The organism is Streptomyces sp. NPDC058246, from assembly GCF_042881985.1.
Classification (GTDB): domain Bacteria; phylum Actinomycetota; class Actinomycetes; order Streptomycetales; family Streptomycetaceae; genus Streptomyces.
Map to the genome: position 1 here is coordinate 35,124 of NZ_JBHVWZ010000005.1, position 17,769 is coordinate 52,892.

The following is a 17,769-nucleotide window of genomic DNA, read 5'->3' on the forward strand; positions in this document are numbered from 1 at the left end:
GTCAACGCTCAGAGTGTGAGAGGCAGTTGGCCTTCGTCGGGAGGACGCATGAAGCACCGCGGCAGGCACCGTCGTCGTAGAAGGGGACAGGCGCTGCGCGCCACCCTGGCCGGAACCGCCCTCGCGCTCACCGCGACAGCCACCCTCATCAGCACCTCCCAGGCCACGGGCAGCGGCACTCCTGGCGCGCTGACCCCGCTCACCTCGACGGCCGCGACCGGCGAGCTGCGTCTCCACGAGAGCCTGGTCGCCCGGGGCACACTCGACACGCTCACCAAGGGCATGGGCGGAAACGTCGGAGTCGACGGCGTGCTCGCGAGCGCCGACCACTCGATGCGCGACCGGACCGACTGCACCGCGGACGAGCGCGCCGCGCTGCCGGTCGAGCCGACGGCCACGCGCGCGTACTGCTGGGACAGCGGCGACGCGCGGACCGGGCAGTGGCAGCCGCGGTCCGTCACCACCTCCGGCGACGCGGACGACGACGGCAGGTGGGGCGCGCACCGGGTGATCCTGGCCGGCTGGACGCACGACGACGGCCCGGCCGCCGCCACTCCGGCGCACCACGGCGACCAGGCCGCGACGCCGGCCGGGGACGAGGGTCTGGCCCGGGTCGCCTTCGTCGACGCGACCGACCCGCACGCCCTCAAGTACCGCTGGGTCCTGCTCGTCACCCCGCGCGACGGCGGCAAGAACTTCACGGCGGTCCACTCCGGTCTGGGCGGAATGGTCTGGTACCAGGACAAGCTGATCGTCACCGCCGCACAGGGCGCCGGCCTGCTCGTCTTCGACCTGCACCGCATCCTGGAGGCCGATGTGAACAGCGGCGCCGTCGGCAGGGTGAGCGGCGGCTACTCGGCGGACGGCTACCAGTACGTGCTGCCGGCCATCGGCTCGTACGACGTGCCCGGCGGCACCTGTTCGACGGCCGGCGACAAGGCGGTCCCCTGCTTCGGCTCGCTCTCCCTGGACCGTACGACGGCGCCGGACAGCCTGGTCGCGACCGAATCGTCCACGTCCGGCACGGACCGCTCCCGCGTGTGGCGGTACTCCTACAGCACCGCCGCCCACCGCACGGGCCTGCTCGCCGACTCCCAGGGGTACGTCGACGCGGTCGAGGCCTACGAGACCAAGGCGGCCGGAGCGTCGGGCGTCCTGTCGCACACACCGAGCGGCGGGCGCGAGGCGCAGTGGTACCTCGGTCACACCCCGGACAGCCGCACCCAGCACGCCACCCTGTGGCGGCAGACCGGCAGCGGCGCCGGGGCGGCCACCTGCACCGCGGACCAGTCGCACGCCTGCTGGGGCCTGCACACCGCGTCCCTGTCCTACTGGCAGGAGACCGGCGAGCTGTGGACGCTGACGGGCGCGGCGACGGAGCGGATGCTCTACGCGGTACCGCTGTCGTCGGTGGACGACTCGCTGGACTGACCGAACGGGTCACCGGCACGGACCCCGGCCGACGGGACCCGGCCCGGCCGGACGCCACTGCGGGACGGCTTCCGGCGGCGCCCGGCTCGACCCGTGAGAGCGTTTTGGAGGCGGCCGGGACCCCATGGTTCCCTGGCCCGCATGAGCAACGTCACTGTGACCACCTGGTCCCTTGAGCAGACGGCCCCGACCGACCTGCTCCCCGCGATCGCGCCCGACGGGGACGTCCGGATCGTGCGCTCCGAGGTCCCCTCGCCGGAGTTCAGCCGCTTCCTGTACACGTCGGTCGGTGGGGACATCCGCTGGACGGACCGGCTCGACTGGACGTACGCGCGGTGGCAGGAGGTCCTGGACAGGCCGGGCGTGGAGACGTGGGTCGCGTACGACAGGGGGACGCCCGCGGGCTATGTCGAGCTGGACCCGCAGGACGACGGTGCCGTGGAGATCATGTACTTCGGACTGATCCCCGCCTTCCGCGGGCGCCGGATCGGCGGCCACCTCCTCTCGCAGGGGATCGCCCGGGCCTGGGACCTGGCCGAGCGCTGGCCCGGGCGGGCCGAGACCAAGCGGGTGTGGCTGCATACATGCAGCAAGGACGGGGAGCACGCGATGGACAACTACCTGCGGCGCGGTTTCCAGCTCTTCGACACCAAGGTCGAGGAGGAGCGGGAGGTGGACACGCCGGGTCCCTGGCCGGGGGCGCGGGTCGGCTGACCTGCACGGACGCCGTAAACCGTGCGACCGTGTGATCGACGACACCCTTGTCTCGCCATTCGGGACAAGGGTGTCCACATGATGGATGACGGTGGACTGGCCGGAGATCCCCGTGACACGCTTCCGTCATGTCTGGAACTGGAATTGCCTTGGTGAGTCGGCGTCACGTCGACCTCGGCCGCATGTCCAGCGCCATCTGTCCGGCGCGCTGACGCACCCATCGGTGGCCTCCGGCCACGGGTCCAGCACCGCCGACCCCCCCTTTTGCGACCCTTGCGCAATGCGCGCCCATACCTCTGTATGCGCCCGTATGTGCAGGTCAGAGCCGCTGACCGACCTGTCCCGCAGTCCCGAAGGACGTATCAACCATGGCCGCCACCCCGCAGAATCCCGCCGCGCCCCGCCGCAAGGTGAGCCGTCACCGCGGCGAGGGTCAGTGGGCCGTGGGGCACTTCACCCCGCTCAACGGCAACGAACAGTTCAAGAAGGACGACGACGGTCTCAATGTGCGGACACGCATTGAGACGATCTACTCCAAGCGCGGTTTCGACTCGATCGACCCCAATGACCTCCGGGGACGTATGCGCTGGTGGGGGCTGTACACCCAGCGCAAGCCCGGGATCGACGGCGGCAAGACCGCGATCCTGGAGCCCGAGGAGCTGGACGACAAGTACTTCATGCTGCGCGTCCGCATCGACGGCGGCCGGCTCACCACCGACCAGCTGCGCGTCATCGGCGAGATCTCGCAGGAGTTCGCGCGCGGCACCGCAGACCTCACCGACCGGCAGAACGTCCAGTACCACTGGATCCGCATCGAGGACGTCCCCGAGATCTGGGACCGGCTCGAAGGCGTGGGCCTGTCCACCACCGAGGCCTGCGGTGACACGCCCCGCGTCATCCTCGGCTCGCCCGTCGCCGGGATCGCCGAGGACGAGATCATCGACGGCACGCCCGCGATCGAGGAGATCCACCGCCGGATCATCGGCAACAAGGACTTCTCGAACCTGCCGCGCAAGTTCAAGTCCGCGATCTCCGGCTCGCCGCTCCTGGACGTGGCGCACGAGATCAACGACATCGCCTTCGTCGGCGTGAACCACCCGGAGCACGGCCCCGGTTTCGACGTCTGGGTCGGCGGCGGCCTGTCCACCAACCCGAAGATCGGCCAGCGCCTCGGCGCCTGGGTCCCGCTCGACGAGGTCCCGGAGGTCTACGAGGGCGTCATCTCGATCTTCCGCGACTACGGCTACCGGCGGCTGCGCACCCGCGCCCGCCTGAAGTTCCTGGTCGCCGACTGGGGCGTGGAGAAGTTCCGCCAGGTCCTGGAGGACGAGTACCTGAAGCGCGAGCTCGTCGACGGCCCGGCCCCCGACCAGCCGGTCGCCCGCTGGCGCGACCACGTCGGCGTGCACCGGCAGAAGGACGGCCGCTACTACGTCGGCTTCGCGCCGCGCGTCGGCCGCGTGGACGGCGCGACCCTCACGAAGATCGCCGAGCTGGCCACGGCGCACGGCTCGGGCCGCCTCCGTACCACCGTCGAGCAGAAGATGATCGTCCTCGACGTGGACGAGGCGCAGATCGACTCGCTCGTCGAGGGCCTGGAGGCGCTCGACCTGACCGTCAGGCCCTCCCCCTTCCGGCGCGGCACCATGGCCTGCACCGGCATCGAGTACTGCAAGCTCGCGATCGTCGAGACCAAGGCGCGCGGTGCTTCCCTGATCGACGAACTCGAGCGCCGCATCCCCGAGTTCGAAGAGCCCATCACCATCAACATCAACGGCTGCCCGAACGCCTGCGCCCGTATCCAGGTCGCGGACATCGGTCTCAAGGGCCAGCTGGTCCTCGACGACCGGGGCGAGCAGGTCGAGGGCTTCCAGGTGCACCTGGGCGGCGCGCTCGGCCTGGAGGCCGGCTTCGGCCGCAAGGTCCGTGGTCTGAAGGTCACCTCGGACGAGCTGCCCGACTACGTCGAGCGGGTCCTCAAGCGCTTCCAGGCGGAGCGCGAGGACGGCGAGCGCTTCGCCACCTGGGCCGCCCGCGCCTCCGAGGAGGCCCTCTCATGAGCGAGCGTGCCGCGCCCTTCTACTGCCCCTACTGCGGAGACGAGGACCTGCGACCCAGCGAGCAGGGCCACGGCGCGTGGGAATGCGCGGCGTGCAACCGAGCCTTCCAGCTGAAGTTCCTCGGGCTGCTCGCCCGTGGGGTTCAGCGCAACGAAGGCGGAGGGGACCGGATATGACGACGATTCAGGAAGAGCGTACGGGCGAGGACTTGAAGAGTCTCGCCGAGCGGGCGGGGCGCGACCTGGAGGATGCCTCGGCCCTAGAGATCCTCCAGTGGGCCGCCAGCACGTTCGGCAAGAGTTTCTGCGTGACCTCCTCCATGGAGGACGCGGTGGTCGCCCACCTCGCGTCCCGTGCCCTGCCCGGCGTCGATGTCGTCTTCCTCGACACGGGCTACCACTTCCCCGAGACCATCGGCACCCGCGACGCGGTCGAGGCCGTGATGGACGTCAACGTCATCACGCTCACCCCGCGCCAGACGGTCGCCGAGCAGGACGCCGAGTACGGCCCCGAGCTGCACGCCCGCAACCCGGACCTGTGCTGCGCGCTGCGCAAGGTCAAGCCCCTTGAAGAGGGCCTGGCCAAGTACGACGCGTGGGCGACCGGGCTGCGCCGCGACGAGTCCCCGACCCGGGCCGACACCCCGGTCGTCGGCTGGGACGAGAAGCGCCAGAAGGTCAAGATCTCGCCGATCGCCCGCTGGACGCAGGACGACGTGGACGCCTACGTCGCCGAGCACGGAGTCCTCACCAACCCGCTGCTGATGGACGGCTACGCCTCCGTCGGCTGCGCGCCCTGCACCCGTCGTGTGCTGGAGGGCGAGGACGCGCGCGCCGGCCGCTGGGCGGGCCGTTCGAAGACCGAGTGCGGGCTGCACGGCTGACCATGACCACTCTTCAGGAGAACCAAGTGACCGGAGCCACCATCTGGCTCACGGGTCTGCCGAGTGCCGGCAAGACCACCATCGCCTACGAGCTGGCCGGCCGGCTGCGCGAGGAGGGCCACCGCGTGGAGGTCCTCGACGGCGACGAGATCCGCGAGTTCCTCTCGTCGGGTCTCGGCTTCTCGCGCGAGGACCGGCACACGAACGTGCAGCGGATCGGCTTCCTCGCCGAGCTGCTCGCCCGCAACGGCGTCAAGGCGCTCGTCCCGGTGATCGCGCCCTACGCGGACAGCCGCGAGGCCGTGCGGGGTCGGCACGAGGCCGGTGGCACCCCGTACATCGAGGTGCACGTCGCGACCCCGGTCGAGGTGTGCTCCGTACGCGATGTGAAGGGGCTGTACGCCAAGCAGGCCGCGGGTGAGATCTCGGGGCTGACCGGCGTCGACGACCCCTACGAGGAGCCCGAGTCGCCCGATCTGCGCATCGAGTCGCACACCCAGACCGTGCAGGAGTCCGCGGCCGCGCTGCATGCGCTGCTCACCGGGAGGGGTGTCCTGTGAGCGACGCACGCGCGGCCATCGGGCCGCGGACGACCGGGGGTACCTCCCAGGCCCTCGAGGCACTGGGGGAGATTGCCGCACCTCTGCGCCGCGCGAGCGGAGAAGCGAACGAAAGGGATGCAGCATGACGACCGCAGCCACTGTCTCCGGGGCAGCCGGGAATTCCGAGGACTCCAGCCCGTACGCGCTCTCCCACCTGGACGCCTTGGAATCCGAGGCGGTGCACATCTTCCGTGAGGTGGCGGGGGAGTTCGAGCGGCCGGTGGTCCTCTTCTCCGGCGGCAAGGACTCCATCGTCATGCTGCACCTGGCACTGAAGGCGTTCGCCCCGGCGGCGATCCCGTTCACGCTGCTGCATGTGGACACCGGACACAACTTCCCCGAGGTCTTGGAGTACCGCGACCGTGTGGTCGCCGCACATGGGCTGCGCCTGCATGTGGCCTCCGTCCAGGACTACATCGACCGCGGTGTGCTGCGCGAACGCCCGGACGGCACCCGCAACCCCCTGCAGACCGTGCCGCTGACCGAGAAGATCCAGTCCGAGCGTTTCGACGCCGTGTTCGGCGGCGGACGCCGCGACGAGGAGAAGGCCCGCGCCAAGGAGCGGGTGTTCTCGCTGCGCGACGAGTTCTCCCAGTGGGACCCGCGCCGCCAGCGGCCCGAGCTGTGGCAGCTCTACAACGGCCGGCACGCGCCGGGTGAACACGTCCGGGTGTTCCCGCTGTCCAACTGGACCGAGCTGGATGTGTGGCAGTACATCGCCCGCGAGGGCATCGAGCTGCCCGAGATCTACTTCGCGCACGAGCGGGAGGTCTTCCAGCGGGCCGGTATGTGGCTGACCGCCGGTGAGTGGGGCGGCCCTCGCGAGCACGAGACGGTGGAGAAGCGACAGGTCCGCTACCGCACCGTCGGTGACATGTCGTGCACCGGCGCCGTCGACTCCGACGCGACCACGCTGGACGCCGTGATCGCCGAGATCGCCGCCTCCCGGCTCACCGAGCGCGGCGCGACCCGCGCCGACGACAAGATGTCCGAGGCCGCGATGGAAGACCGCAAGCGCGAGGGGTACTTCTAGCCATGACCAGCACCACCGAACCCGTCGAGCCTTTGTCGGTCGAGCAGTTGTCGGCGACCACGCTGCTGCGCTTCGCCACCGCGGGCTCCGTCGACGACGGCAAGTCCACCCTCGTGGGCCGCCTGCTGCACGACTCCAAGTCGGTCCTCACCGACCAGCTGGAAGCCGTCGAGCGGGTGTCCGCCAGCCGCGGCCAGGACACCCCGGACCTGGCGCTGCTCACCGACGGCCTGCGCGCCGAACGCGAGCAGGGCATCACCATCGACGTCGCCTACCGCTACTTCGCCACGCCCCGCCGCCGCTTCATCCTCGCCGACACCCCCGGCCATGTGCAGTACACCCGCAACATGGTCACCGGCGCCTCCACCGCCGACCTGGCCGTGGTCCTCGTCGACGCCCGCAACGGCGTCATCGAGCAGACCCGCCGGCACGCCGCCGTCGCCGCACTCCTGCGCGTCCCGCACGTCGTCCTCGCGGTCAACAAGATGGACCTCGTCGACTACCAGGAGTCCGTCTTCGCGGCGATCGCCGAGGAGTTCACGGCGTACGCCTCCGAGCTGGGCGTCCCCGAGATCACCGCCATCCCCATCTCCGCACTCGCCGGAGACAACGTGGTGGAACCCTCCGCGCACATGGACTGGTACGGCGGCCCCACCGTCCTGGAACACCTGGAGACCGTGCCGGTCAGCCACGACCTGGCGCACTGCCACGCCCGCCTTCCCGTGCAGTACGTGATCCGCCCGCAGACCGCCGAACACCCCGACTACCGGGGCTACGCGGGCCAGATCGCGGCCGGTACCTTCCGCGTCGGCTCCCCCGTCACGGTGCTGCCCTCCGGCCGTACGTCGAAGATCGCCGGGATCGACCTGCTGGGCACGCCGGTCGACGTGGCGTGGACCCCGCAGTCGGTGACCCTCCTGCTCGAGGACGACATCGACATCTCGCGCGGCGACCTGATCGTGCCGAGCAAGGACGCGCCGCCGACCACGCAGGACGTCGAGGCGACCGTCTGCCACGTCGCCGACCAGCCGCTGACCATCGGCCACCGCGTGCTGCTCAAGCACGGCACCCGCACGGTCAAGGCGATCGTCAAGGACATCCCCTCCCGGCTGACCCTCGACGACCTCTCCCTGCACCCGCACCCGGGGCAGCTGGTCGCCAACGACATCGGCCGGGTGAAGATCCGTACCGCCGAGCCGCTGCCGCTCGACTCGTACGCCGATTCCCGCCGCACCGGCGCATTCATCCTGATCGACCCGGCCGACGGCACCACGCTCACCGCGGGCATGGTCGGCGAGTCGTTCGCGGCGCCGGAGCCGGTCAAGGACGAGGGCGACGACGACGGGTGGGACTTCTGACATGAACTCCACCGACTTCTACTCCACGTTCGCGAAGGAGGGCGGCCGCGTAGGCAGCGGCTTCCTCGGCAGCGGGCAGGGCGGAGTGTCGCGATGTGCGCGTTGACGTACGCGCACCGCTTGCGCGCCCCGTCCCCCCACCCTCCCCCACGTTCTCGGCTTCGCTCGAACAGGGCGGTACCCCCGCCCCGGAAGAGACGAAGACCTGTCGACCTTCCCGGCCACGACTGAAAACGTGACCGCCGGGCCAACGAGAGGAAAACCTCCCGTGCCTGCCATCCGCTCAACACACTCCACCCTTCTCCGCCGCGGCCTCGCCGTCGCCACCGCTCTCCCCCTCCTCGCCCTCGCCGCCTGCAGCTACGGCTCCGACGCGAAGGACGACACCAAGGCGAAGGTCGCCGCCGGGTCGAAGAAGATCGACGGTCTCGACTCCGTGAAGATCGGCTACTTCGGCAACCTGACCCACGCCACCGCGCTCGTCGGCAACCAGAAGGGCTTCTTCCAGAAGGAGCTCGGCGCCACCGAGGCGAAGTACCAGACCTTCAACGCCGGCCCCTCCGAGATCGAGGCCCTCAACTCGGGCTCCATCGACATCGGCTGGATCGGCCCCTCCCCCGCCATCAACGGCTACACCAAGTCGGCCGGCAAGAACCTGCGCATCATCGGCGGTTCGGCGTCCGGCGGTGTGAAGCTCGTCGTCAACCCGAAGAAGATCAAGTCCCTGAAGGACGTCAAGGGCAAGAAGATCGCGACCCCGCAGCTGGGCAACACGCAGGACGTCGCGTTCCTCAACTGGATCGCGGACCAGGGCTGGAAGGTCGACGCGCAGAGCGGCAAGGGCGACGTCTCGGTCGTCCGCACGGACAACAAGATCACCCCGGACGCCTACAAGTCCGGCTCCATCGACGGCGCCTGGGTGCCGGAGCCGACCGCGTCCAAGCTGGTCGCCGAGGGCGGCAAGGTGCTGCTGGACGAGTCCTCGCTGTGGCCCGACAAGAAGTTCGTGATCACGAACATCATCGTGTCGCAGAGCTTCCTGAAGGCGCACCCGAAGGCCGTCGAGGCCGTGCTGAAGGCCTCCGTCGACACCAACAAGTGGATCAACGCCAACCCCGACGAGGCGAAGGCCGCGGCGAACAAGCAGCTGGAGGCGGACTCCGGCAAGGCGCTCCCGGCCGATGTCCTCGACCCGGCCTGGAAGTCCATCCAGATCACCAATGACCCGCTGGCCTCCACCCTCAACACCGAGGCGGAGCACGCGGTGAAGGCGGGTCTGCTGGACAAGCCCAGCCTGACGGGCATCTACGACCTCACGCTCCTGAACAAGGTCCTCAAGGCCGCGGGCGAGAGCACGGTCGACGACGCCGGTCTCGGCGTCAAGTAAGGCCTGATCCCGATGAGTTCCCAGGAGGTGACGACCATGGCCACGACCCTCGCCAAGGCCGCCGACGCCCCGACGTCGGTCGAGTACGCCGCGCGTATCGAGCATGTCTCGAAGTCCTTCGCAGGTCCCGCCGGGCAGCAGCTCGTCCTCGACGACATCACCCTCGATGTCGCTCCGGGCGAGTTCGTCACCCTCCTGGGGGCCTCGGGCTGCGGCAAGTCGACGCTGCTGAATCTGGTGGCGGGGCTCGACGAGCCCTCCGCCGGCAGCATCACGACCCACGGGCGCCCCGCCCTGATGTTCCAGGAGCACGCCCTCTTCCCGTGGCTGACCGCGGGCAAGAACATCGAACTCGCCTTGAGGCTCCAGGGAGTCGCCAAGGCCGAGCGGCGCGGCAAGGCCGAGGAGCTGCTCGAACTCGTACGGCTGCAGGGCGCGTACGGCAAGCGGGTGCACGAACTGTCGGGCGGTATGCGCCAGCGGGTGGCCATGGCCCGCGCGCTCGCGCAGGACAGCCAGATCCTGCTGATGGACGAGCCGTTCGCGGCGCTGGACGCGATCACCCGGGACATGCTGCACGACGAGCTGACCCGGATCTGGAGCGAGACGGGCCTGTCGGTCCTCTTCGTCACGCACAACGTGCGCGAGGCGGTGCGGCTGGCCGAGCGGGTGGTCCTGCTGTCCTCCCGTCCCGGGCGGATCGCGCGGGAGTGGACGGTGGACATTCCGCAGCCGCGCCGTATCGAGGACGCCCCTGTGGCGGAACTGTCCATCGAGATCACCGAAGAACTGCGTGGGGAGATCCGCCGCCATGGCCAGCACTGAGACGAAGGCCGACGCGGCCGTCAAGGACACGTACGCGCCGGGCGGCCTCGAGGCGGGCCTGGACGCCCTGGAGGTCTCCGCCACCGGCCGCCGCTCCTTCGGCGTGACCTTCAAGGAGAAGGTGCTGCCGCCGGTCATCGCCTTCGCGGTGGTGCTGGTGGTCTGGCAGGCGCTGATCTCCTTCAAGGTCGTCGACGACCCGACCAAGCTGCCCTCGCCGTCCGACGTGTGGGGCGAGGTCAAGAACGCCTGGCTGCAGGGCACGCTGCTCGACTACATCTGGACCAGCGTCTCGCGCGGTCTGCTCGGCTTCCTGTTCGCCCTGGTGATCGGCACCCCGCTGGGTCTGCTGGTGGCCCGCGTGAAGTTCGTCCGCGCCGCGATCGGCCCGATCCTCTCCGGCCTGCAGTCCCTGCCCTCCGTGGCCTGGGTGCCGCCGGCCGTGATCTGGCTGGGCCTGGACAACTCGATGATGTACGCGGTGATCCTGCTCGGCGCCGTCCCGTCGATCGCCAACGGCCTGGTGTCGGGCGTCGACCAGGTGCCGCCGCTGTTCCTGCGGGCGGGCCGCACGATGGGCGCGACCGGCCTGCGCGGAACCTGGCACATCGTGATGCCGGCCGCGCTGCCCGGCTACCTGGCAGGTCTGAAGCAGGGCTGGGCGTTCTCCTGGCGTTCCCTGATGGCCGCGGAGATCATCGCCTCATCCCCCGACCTGGGCGTGGGCCTCGGCCAGCTGCTGGAGAACGGCCGCAACGCCAGCTCCATGTCGATGGTCTTCCTCGCCATCTTCCTCATCCTGTTCGTCGGTATCGCCATCGACCTGCTCATCTTCAGCCCGCTGGAGCGGTGGGTGCTGCGCAGCCGCGGACTCCTCGTGAAGAGCTGAGCCAGTCATGCGCCATCAGCCGGTCCGCCCCGTCCTCGTCGTCATAGCCCACGGCAGCCGCGATCCGCGTCATGCCGCGACGGTGCACGCGCTCGTACGACGGGTACGGGCGCGGCGCCCCGGCCTGCGCGTGGAGACCGGCTTCCTGGACTTCAACATCCCCTCGGTGCAGGGCGTGCTGGAGTCCCTGGCCGCGGAGGGCGTACGCGACGTGGTGGCCCTCCCGCTCCTGCTGACCCGCGCCTTCCACGCCAAGGCGGACATCCCGGCGGTGCTCCGCGAGGCGCCCTCGCGGCTGCGCATCCGCCAGGCTGAGGTGCTGGGCCCGGCCCCGCTCCTCACCGCCGCCCTGGAACGTCGTCTGTACGAGGCGGGGCTGACCCCCGCCGACAAGTCCTCGACCGGGGTCGTACTGGCCTCGGCGGGGTCCACCGACCCGGAGGCGATCGCAGTGATCGCAGACATCGCGCGGGAGTGGCGGCACACCGGTTGGTGCGCCGTGCGACCTGCGTTCGCCTCCGCATCCCTCCCCCGCACCGAGGACGCGGTACGCGAACTCCGCGCCCTCGGCTGCGAACGCGTCGCCGTCGCCCCCTACGTCCTGGCCCCCGGCTTCCTCCCGGACCGCATAGCGCGGGGAGCCGCCGACGCGGACGTCCTGGCCGACGTCCTGGGCCCGGCCCCGGAGGTCGCCCGGCTCCTGCTGGAACGCTACGACGAGGCACGCGCACCGATGCTGTCGGCGGTCGGGGCCTAGGTCCAGAACTGACGAGACGCGTCCTGGTGGGCGCCACGATCGGGTAGCGTCGGGGGACCGCGCCGGGTCGGCAGTTCCGGCGTCGGGTCAACTGATGTGTGCGGGGGACCTGTTGGAGAGATCAGCGGACCGTCGTGACGCCCACAGCGTCTTCGTTCTGTCGATCGGAGTGGGGAGCTTCGACGACGGTGCCGACGTGGAGGAACTCGGCTTCGTCCCGTCTCGGATGGAGAAGTTCCGGCAGGCTTTCGAGCGGCTGGGAGCCGTGGTCGAACCCTCGCTGGATCAGACGGAGGGAGAGATCGAAGCCCTGTTACGCAGCCGACTCGTCGAGGAGCGCAAGCCCGCCGATGTCGTCGTCGTCCATCTCATCGGGCACGGCCGAGCGGACCGTAGCGGCAGACTCTCCTTCGTGGCCCGTGACAGCCGCGAGGTCGACGTGGACCGGTGGGTCGAGAAGGCACAGCAGGAGATCGAGCGTGCGGGCAACCGGCAGCGTGTGGTCTTCCTGGTGGACACGTGCGCGGCGGGCACGGCGACCGGACGACAGCCGCTCTCCGAACTCGACGGCGAGCGCGGTGTCTGGTTGCTCGGCGCGTCGACCAGCAGTTCTCCGACGGAGCGAGGCCGGTTCACCGGCTGGATCGCCACGGCGCTGGACCGCTTGAGGACCTACGACTTCTCACTCGACGAAGAAGCCATCAAGTTCAAACAGTTCGTCCGGGAACTGATCCGAGTGGTCAAGAGCGACAGCGCCCGGCGCATGTCGCTCGGGTTCAGCGTGGAACAGGGCGACGGTGACTGGCCGTTCCTGCCGAACCCCAAGAGGGCCGGGCTCACGCCCGAGCAGATCCGGATGCAGCGCCGCTCCTTGGGCTACGTGCCCGGCGAGGAGGATCTGCGCAAGGACCTGGGTACCCGGATCGCGGCGGGCGAGGAGATCCACGACGCGCTCTACTTCCTCGACCGCGCCTCCGGGCGGGGCCTCGTCTCCGCCGACGGCCGAAGGAGCTTCTTCTCGGGCCGTGCCGCTGAGCTGAAGCGCTACATGACGTGGCAGGCAGGCACCGGCCCTCTGCTGACCGTGACCGGCGCCGCCGGTGCCGGAAAGTCGGGGCTGCTGGGCGTCATCGTGTGCGCCGCTGATCCGGACCTGCGCCAACAGTTCCGCGAACTGTGGGAGCACGCCGGTCATGAGCTGCCGGAAGTCCCGGATGTCGTCGCCCTGCACGCTCGCCAGCGGTCGGCGCAGCAGGTGATCGACACCGTCGCCGGCATGGCGGGGCTGACGCTGCCCCACGACGACGACGAGGACGCCCTCGACGAGCACGACACGACCTCCCCGGCGGTGACGGGCCGAGCCGACCCCGTGCGATGGACCGCCGACCTCCTGCGGACGGCCCTCGAACGCGAGCGGAAGAACCGTCTCATCGTGATCGACGCGGTGGACGAGAGCACCGATCCGCAGTCGGTGCTGCAGGTGGTCGCCGATCTCATCGCGCCGAGAGAGCACCGCGGCGAGGCCGCGGCACCTTGCCGAATCCTCCTCGGCGGTCGGCACGAGGTGGTGGACGCACTGTACGCCAGCGAGGAAATGGCGGAGATCAGCGTCTGCGGCATCGATCTGGACACCGCCGATCCCCTCGCGGTCGAGGAGGACGTGTGTCGCTACATAGCGCGGTTGTTGGTCACCGACGAACCCTACGCCACGGGGCCCGCCTCGGAGTTCGTCGGCTTCCTGGCGAAACGAGGGGCTCAAGGCATCGTCCGGCAGCTGCGACCGAGCAGCCTGTGGGGCCCTTTTCTGCTCGCGGGGTTGTACGCCCACTACTTGATGACTCTGAAGTATCCGCCACTGCACCAGGCCAATGCCGAAGCGGCCTCACGCTGTGCGTCGGCGGACCTGCCGGAACTGTTGGAGGCGGTGCTGAGCGCGCGCAGCGAGGAGTTTCCCGCCCTGCGCGCGGTCCTCGCGATCCTGGCCCGGTCCAAGGGCGACGGAATGCCGCGTACGACGCTACGGCGCTGCCTCAAGACCCTCGGCGCCGACGGCATCACCGACAAGCAGTTCCAGGACACTCTCAGGGAGGCCTCGCCCTTCCTGCGCACCGGAGTGGACGCCGAGAGCAAATCTCTGTACCGAGTCTTCCAGCAGGGCTTGGCGGACTACCTCCGTGACCACCCGGTGAGCCGGGACCCGTTGGACGACGCTCAGGACCTGGACCTCGAACGGAAGTTGCTGGCCGAGATCCTGGGCCCCTTCATGGCCGACTCCGCCGAGCCGGCTGATCGCTGGCTGTCCGCAGAGCCCTATGTGCTCCAGCACGCGCTGGGGCATGTCATGGCAAGTGACTCCGCAGAGATCGCCGAAGCCCTGCTCACCGATCCGTACTTCCTTGTCCGCTTCGATCCGCGGCAGGATCACCGCGCGATCGATCTGACCCGGTCCGAGCAGGCCGCCGCGTACCTTCGCCTGCTGAGCGCCTCTTGGCTGGCGCACGGGAAACTCAGAAACGCCTCCGACCGCGCATCGGTGTTCGCCTTCGACGCGGATCGGCTGGGCCTTCGCGAACACCGTCGGCTCTTCGCCCGTATCGCACGGGAGGTCGCCTTCCAGCCGGAGGAAGTGGCTCATACGTTCCTGTGGGCGGCAGGTGGCCAAGTGGACTCCAGCGCCCGCTTCATCGAGAGCGCGAGCCCCTCCGTGAACCGCGTCGCCTTCTCCCCGGACGGCGGTCTCCTCGCCGCCGCCACATCTCGTGGTGTGCAGGTCGTCGAGACCGAGACCTGGCAGCAGGTCACACCGCTGCTGGGCAGCTCCATCGGCCCCTGGATCAGGGATGTGGCCTTCTCCCCGGACGGGCGTCTGCTCGCCTTCGCCAGCAACACCTGGACACGCAATATCCAGCTCTGGGATGTACAGAACCGTGTCCTGCTCGGGAAGCCCTGGCGCTGCCAGACCGGAAGGGTTCAGTCTCTGGCCTTCTCCCCCGACAGTCGCCAGCTCGCGGTGGGCGGCGAAGAGCTGGGTGCTTCCGTCTGGGACATCACCGGTGACCAGCCCGTCGAGACAGCACGGCTGAAGCAGAGTGAGGACACCAGAAGCGTGGTGTTCAGCTCTGACGGGCGTCTGCTGGCCCTGGGCGGCGTCAAAGGAGTGACGTTGTGGAAGCGGGATGGCTGGGAGCGGATTCCCGTGAGCGAAGAGAGGACCACGTCCGTCTCCTTCTCCGCCGACGGCCGTCTCCTCGCCTCGCTGCACGAATCCGGTGTCTCACTGCGGTCGGCGGAGACCCTCGAAGAGGTGTGGCGCGTGCAACTGCCCTCCGAGGGCGGTCTGGATCTGGCCTTTTCGGTGGACGGTTCGCTGCTCGCCGTCGGGCATTGGGCGTCGCTCATCGTCCTCGATGTCGCCTCGGGACGCGTCGTGAGCCGTCTCATCGAGCGTGGCACCTACACCACGGGAGTCGCCTTCCATCCTTCCCCCACGTCCATGTTGGTGACCGGTGACGGGGAAGGCCGTCTGCGTCTGTGGAAGGGGGTCACCGAGAAGAGGGACACCCCTCAGTTGACACAGTTCGACTCCAGCAACGCCGACGCCTCGCCCGACGGCCGCTTCATCGCGGCCTTCGACAACAACAAGCAGCAATTGACGCTTCGTGACACCGCCACGGGTGATGAAATCGAACCCGTCACTCTGCGAAAGGGCACGAGCCGCCCCGATTTCATCTTCTCCCCGGACAGCCAGATGTTGGTGGCGGTGGACTACGACGACGTCCTCCAGGTCATCCGCACCGGTTCGGTCCCGCCTTCACGTGTCGAAACCATCCACACCGGCGGACACCCGAGCGGCAGTCCCTCCTTGATCTTCTCCTCCGACAGCAAGTTCTTCGCCGTGGCTCTGCAGGAATCTCACTCCGACGCATGTGCGATCAAGGTCTGGGAATCCGGGAGTCTTCGCCTCATCGCTCGGATTCCGCTGCCGGGGCGGCCTCACACCTTTGGATTCGCAGGCCCGGAAAAGCTCTTCGTCGCCATCGACGGCGCCCTCGCCGTGTACAGCTGCGGCCCCTCGGAACTGGAGGAATCCCAGGTATGACGCGCCTGCTCGGCATCCATGGCGTCCGCAACTACAAGGCCGTCGACACCAGCCCCCACCTGGGCAGTGCCCGCCTCCGAGCCGACTGGCTGGGAGCCCTCGGCGCATCGGCGCCGGCCCTCGACCTGGCAACGGCCTATTACGCCGACCTCCTGCGCAGCGAGCGGCAGAGCGCCGAACTGGACGACGACGCGCTGACGTTGGTCGAGCAGTGGGCGCTCGCCTGGGGCATCGACCCGTCGGGCGCCCAGGGCCGGGCCACGGGCTGGCTGCGCTGGATCTGCGGCCAGGTGGCGGAGCGGACCGCACAGCGCCCCGCACTGGTCGAGAAGAGCGTCAAGCTGTTCTTCCCCGAGGTGACGCGGTACTTCGCCACCGGCCGGGCGGCCGTACGCGAGCGGGTGAGGGCGGCCATGATCCGGCACCGGCCCGACGTGGTCGTGGCGCACTCACTCGGCAGCGTGGTCGCCTACGAGACGCTGCACGAGCTGGCCGGCGAGCTGGACGTCCAGTTGCTGCTGACGCTGGGCTCTCCGCTGGCGCTACCGAACGCGATCTTCCACCGGCTCGACCCGGATCCGTCAAAGGGCCGGGGCACGAAGCCCCCGAGCGTGCGGCGATGGGTCAACATCGCCGACGTCGGCGACTTCGTGGCCATTCCGAAGGGCGAGCTTGCGCGGGTGTTCTCGGGCGTGGAGGAGCTTCCGGAGATCAGCATCGCGCCCGTGTGGCCACACAGCGTGCTCGACTATCTGAAGCACCCCGCGGTGACCAAGGCCATCGCCGAGCGATGACGATGCGGTAGCGCGGCTCGGTCCACTGCTGTGTGACGTCCACCGGCGCGGCGCCGCGCGCCCGCTGGGGTGCACCTCGTCGACGTACAACTGCGGTGTGCCGGTGACACCTTGGGGTGGGGGTGCCGTCCGGAAGCCGGGGCCACCGTCACCTTGTGCCACCCGGAGACCCGGCGGCCGCCGCTGCTCGCCGTTCAGTCGAACGACAGCCCTCCCGTCCGGGTGCGCTTGAGCTCGAAGAAGTCCGGGTGCGCGGCGAGGACGCGGAAACTGTCGAAGAGTTGCGCCGCCCTCTCGCCGCGCGGAATGGCCCGCAGCACGGGGCCGAACCACACCGTCCCGTCGACATGGATGGTCGGTGTCCCTACATACCCGTCGGAGTCGCGTTCCTTGCCGACGTCGTGGCTGCGGCGCACCGCCTCGTCGTACGAGGGGTCGTGGGCCGCGTCGGCCAGTTCGGCCGGGAGTCCGAGGTCCGCGAGGGAGTCGACGACCACGGCGTCGAAGTCCGCCGCCTCGCGCTCGTGGATGCGGGTGCCGAAGGCCGTGTAGAGGTCGCGCAGCACCTTCTCGCCGTGCCGCTCGGCGGCGGCCACCGCGACCCGGACGGGGCCGATGGACTTGTCGACCAACTCTCGGTACCAGTCGGGGAGTTCGTTGCCGATGTTGTGCAGGTACAGGCTCATCGCATGGAAGCGGAGGTCGAGCGGGCGCTCGCGCTCGACCTCCAGCAGCCAGCGGGAGGTGATCCAGGCGAAGGGGCAGGCGGGGTCGAAGTAGAAGTCGATGCGGGTGGGTTCACTGTCCGTGTTCCCATTCGCGTTCGCGTCGGCGTACGCGCTCGCGTCCGTGCCCTCGCTCAGGTCCGTGCCCGCGCTCGTGTCCGTACCCGCGCTCGTGCTCTTGTTCGTCATGCCGCCGAGGCTAGCCACTCATT

Annotated in this window: 16 protein-coding genes; 15 read left to right on the forward strand and 1 reads right to left on the reverse strand. The window is 69.5% G+C overall.

What is annotated here, in order from left to right; translation table 11 throughout:
* Window positions 1–48 precede the first annotated feature (48 nt).
* From ACFVXA_RS09280 to ACFVXA_RS09350, 15 genes are all read left to right on the forward strand, one after another.
* Window positions 49–1,431, forward strand: a complete 1,383-nt coding sequence (locus tag ACFVXA_RS09280; protein WP_390024478.1) for a hypothetical protein — start codon at window positions 49–51, stop codon at window positions 1,429–1,431.
* A 141-nt stretch (window positions 1,432–1,572) separates the two neighbouring features.
* Window positions 1,573–2,145 carry a GNAT family N-acetyltransferase gene (locus tag ACFVXA_RS09285; protein ID WP_383741257.1) on the forward strand — a complete coding sequence of 191 codons (573 nt, stop codon included), beginning with the start codon at window positions 1,573–1,575 and terminating at the stop codon, window positions 2,143–2,145.
* A gap of 128 nt (window positions 2,146–2,273) precedes the next feature.
* Entirely contained in the window at window positions 2,274–2,357 is an 84-nt protein-coding gene (locus tag ACFVXA_RS09290; RefSeq protein ID WP_310591794.1) for a putative leader peptide, read from the forward strand.
* Between the two features lie 156 nt (window positions 2,358–2,513).
* Window positions 2,514–4,205 (forward strand): nitrite/sulfite reductase, encoded by a 1,692-nt coding sequence (locus tag ACFVXA_RS09295; protein ID WP_362017493.1) that lies wholly within the window; start codon window positions 2,514–2,516, stop codon window positions 4,203–4,205.
* The gene (locus tag ACFVXA_RS09300) at window positions 4,202–4,381 is read left to right on the forward strand and encodes a hypothetical protein (protein ID WP_362017491.1); all 180 of its coding nucleotides are present in this window, start codon (window positions 4,202–4,204) and stop codon (window positions 4,379–4,381) included. The genes ACFVXA_RS09295 and ACFVXA_RS09300 overlap by 4 nt, the downstream gene beginning before the upstream one ends.
* Window positions 4,378–5,088 (forward strand): phosphoadenylyl-sulfate reductase, encoded by a 711-nt coding sequence (locus tag ACFVXA_RS09305; RefSeq protein ID WP_383741250.1) that lies wholly within the window; start codon window positions 4,378–4,380, stop codon window positions 5,086–5,088. The genes ACFVXA_RS09300 and ACFVXA_RS09305 overlap by 4 nt, the downstream gene beginning before the upstream one ends.
* A 2-nt stretch (window positions 5,089–5,090) precedes the next feature.
* Entirely contained in the window at window positions 5,091–5,648 is a 558-nt protein-coding gene (gene cysC / locus ACFVXA_RS09310; RefSeq protein ID WP_362017487.1) for an adenylyl-sulfate kinase, read from the forward strand.
* A gap of 124 nt (window positions 5,649–5,772) precedes the next feature.
* A complete protein-coding gene (gene cysD / locus ACFVXA_RS09315; RefSeq protein WP_383901113.1) occupies window positions 5,773–6,723 on the forward strand; it encodes a sulfate adenylyltransferase subunit CysD in 951 nt (316 codons plus the stop codon).
* Between the two features lie 2 nt (window positions 6,724–6,725).
* Window positions 6,726–8,081 carry a sulfate adenylyltransferase subunit 1 gene (locus tag ACFVXA_RS09320; protein ID WP_384397394.1) on the forward strand — a complete coding sequence of 452 codons (1,356 nt, stop codon included), beginning with the start codon at window positions 6,726–6,728 and terminating at the stop codon, window positions 8,079–8,081.
* A 268-nt stretch (window positions 8,082–8,349) separates the two neighbouring features.
* Window positions 8,350–9,468 carry an aliphatic sulfonate ABC transporter substrate-binding protein gene (locus tag ACFVXA_RS09325; RefSeq protein WP_362017481.1) on the forward strand — a complete coding sequence of 373 codons (1,119 nt, stop codon included), beginning with the start codon at window positions 8,350–8,352 and terminating at the stop codon, window positions 9,466–9,468.
* Window positions 9,469–9,504: 36 nt separating this feature from the next.
* Window positions 9,505–10,293 carry an ABC transporter ATP-binding protein gene (locus tag ACFVXA_RS09330; protein ID WP_362017479.1) on the forward strand — a complete coding sequence of 263 codons (789 nt, stop codon included), beginning with the start codon at window positions 9,505–9,507 and terminating at the stop codon, window positions 10,291–10,293.
* Window positions 10,280–11,182: an ABC transporter permease gene (locus ACFVXA_RS09335; RefSeq protein ID WP_383738130.1), complete on the forward strand. Its 903-nt coding sequence runs from the start codon at window positions 10,280–10,282 to the stop codon at window positions 11,180–11,182. The genes ACFVXA_RS09330 and ACFVXA_RS09335 overlap by 14 nt, the downstream gene beginning before the upstream one ends.
* A gap of 7 nt (window positions 11,183–11,189) precedes the next feature.
* Window positions 11,190–11,939: a sirohydrochlorin chelatase gene (locus ACFVXA_RS09340; RefSeq protein WP_383738132.1), complete on the forward strand. Its 750-nt coding sequence runs from the start codon at window positions 11,190–11,192 to the stop codon at window positions 11,937–11,939.
* A gap of 112 nt (window positions 11,940–12,051) precedes the next feature.
* Window positions 12,052–16,038 (forward strand): hypothetical protein, encoded by a 3,987-nt coding sequence (locus tag ACFVXA_RS09345; RefSeq protein ID WP_390024481.1) that lies wholly within the window; start codon window positions 12,052–12,054, stop codon window positions 16,036–16,038.
* On the forward strand, window positions 16,035–16,832 hold the full coding sequence (locus ACFVXA_RS09350) for a hypothetical protein (protein WP_362017471.1): 798 nt from the start codon (window positions 16,035–16,037) through the stop codon (window positions 16,830–16,832). Before ACFVXA_RS09345 ends, ACFVXA_RS09350 begins: the two co-directional genes overlap by 4 nt.
* A 194-nt stretch (window positions 16,833–17,026) precedes the next feature.
* Here ACFVXA_RS09350 and ACFVXA_RS09355 read toward each other — a convergent pair whose 3' ends face one another.
* Window positions 17,027–17,746, reverse strand: coding sequence for a DsbA family protein (locus ACFVXA_RS09355; protein WP_390024483.1), 720 nt, complete (start codon window positions 17,744–17,746; stop codon window positions 17,027–17,029).
* Window positions 17,747–17,769: the final 23 nt, after the last annotated feature.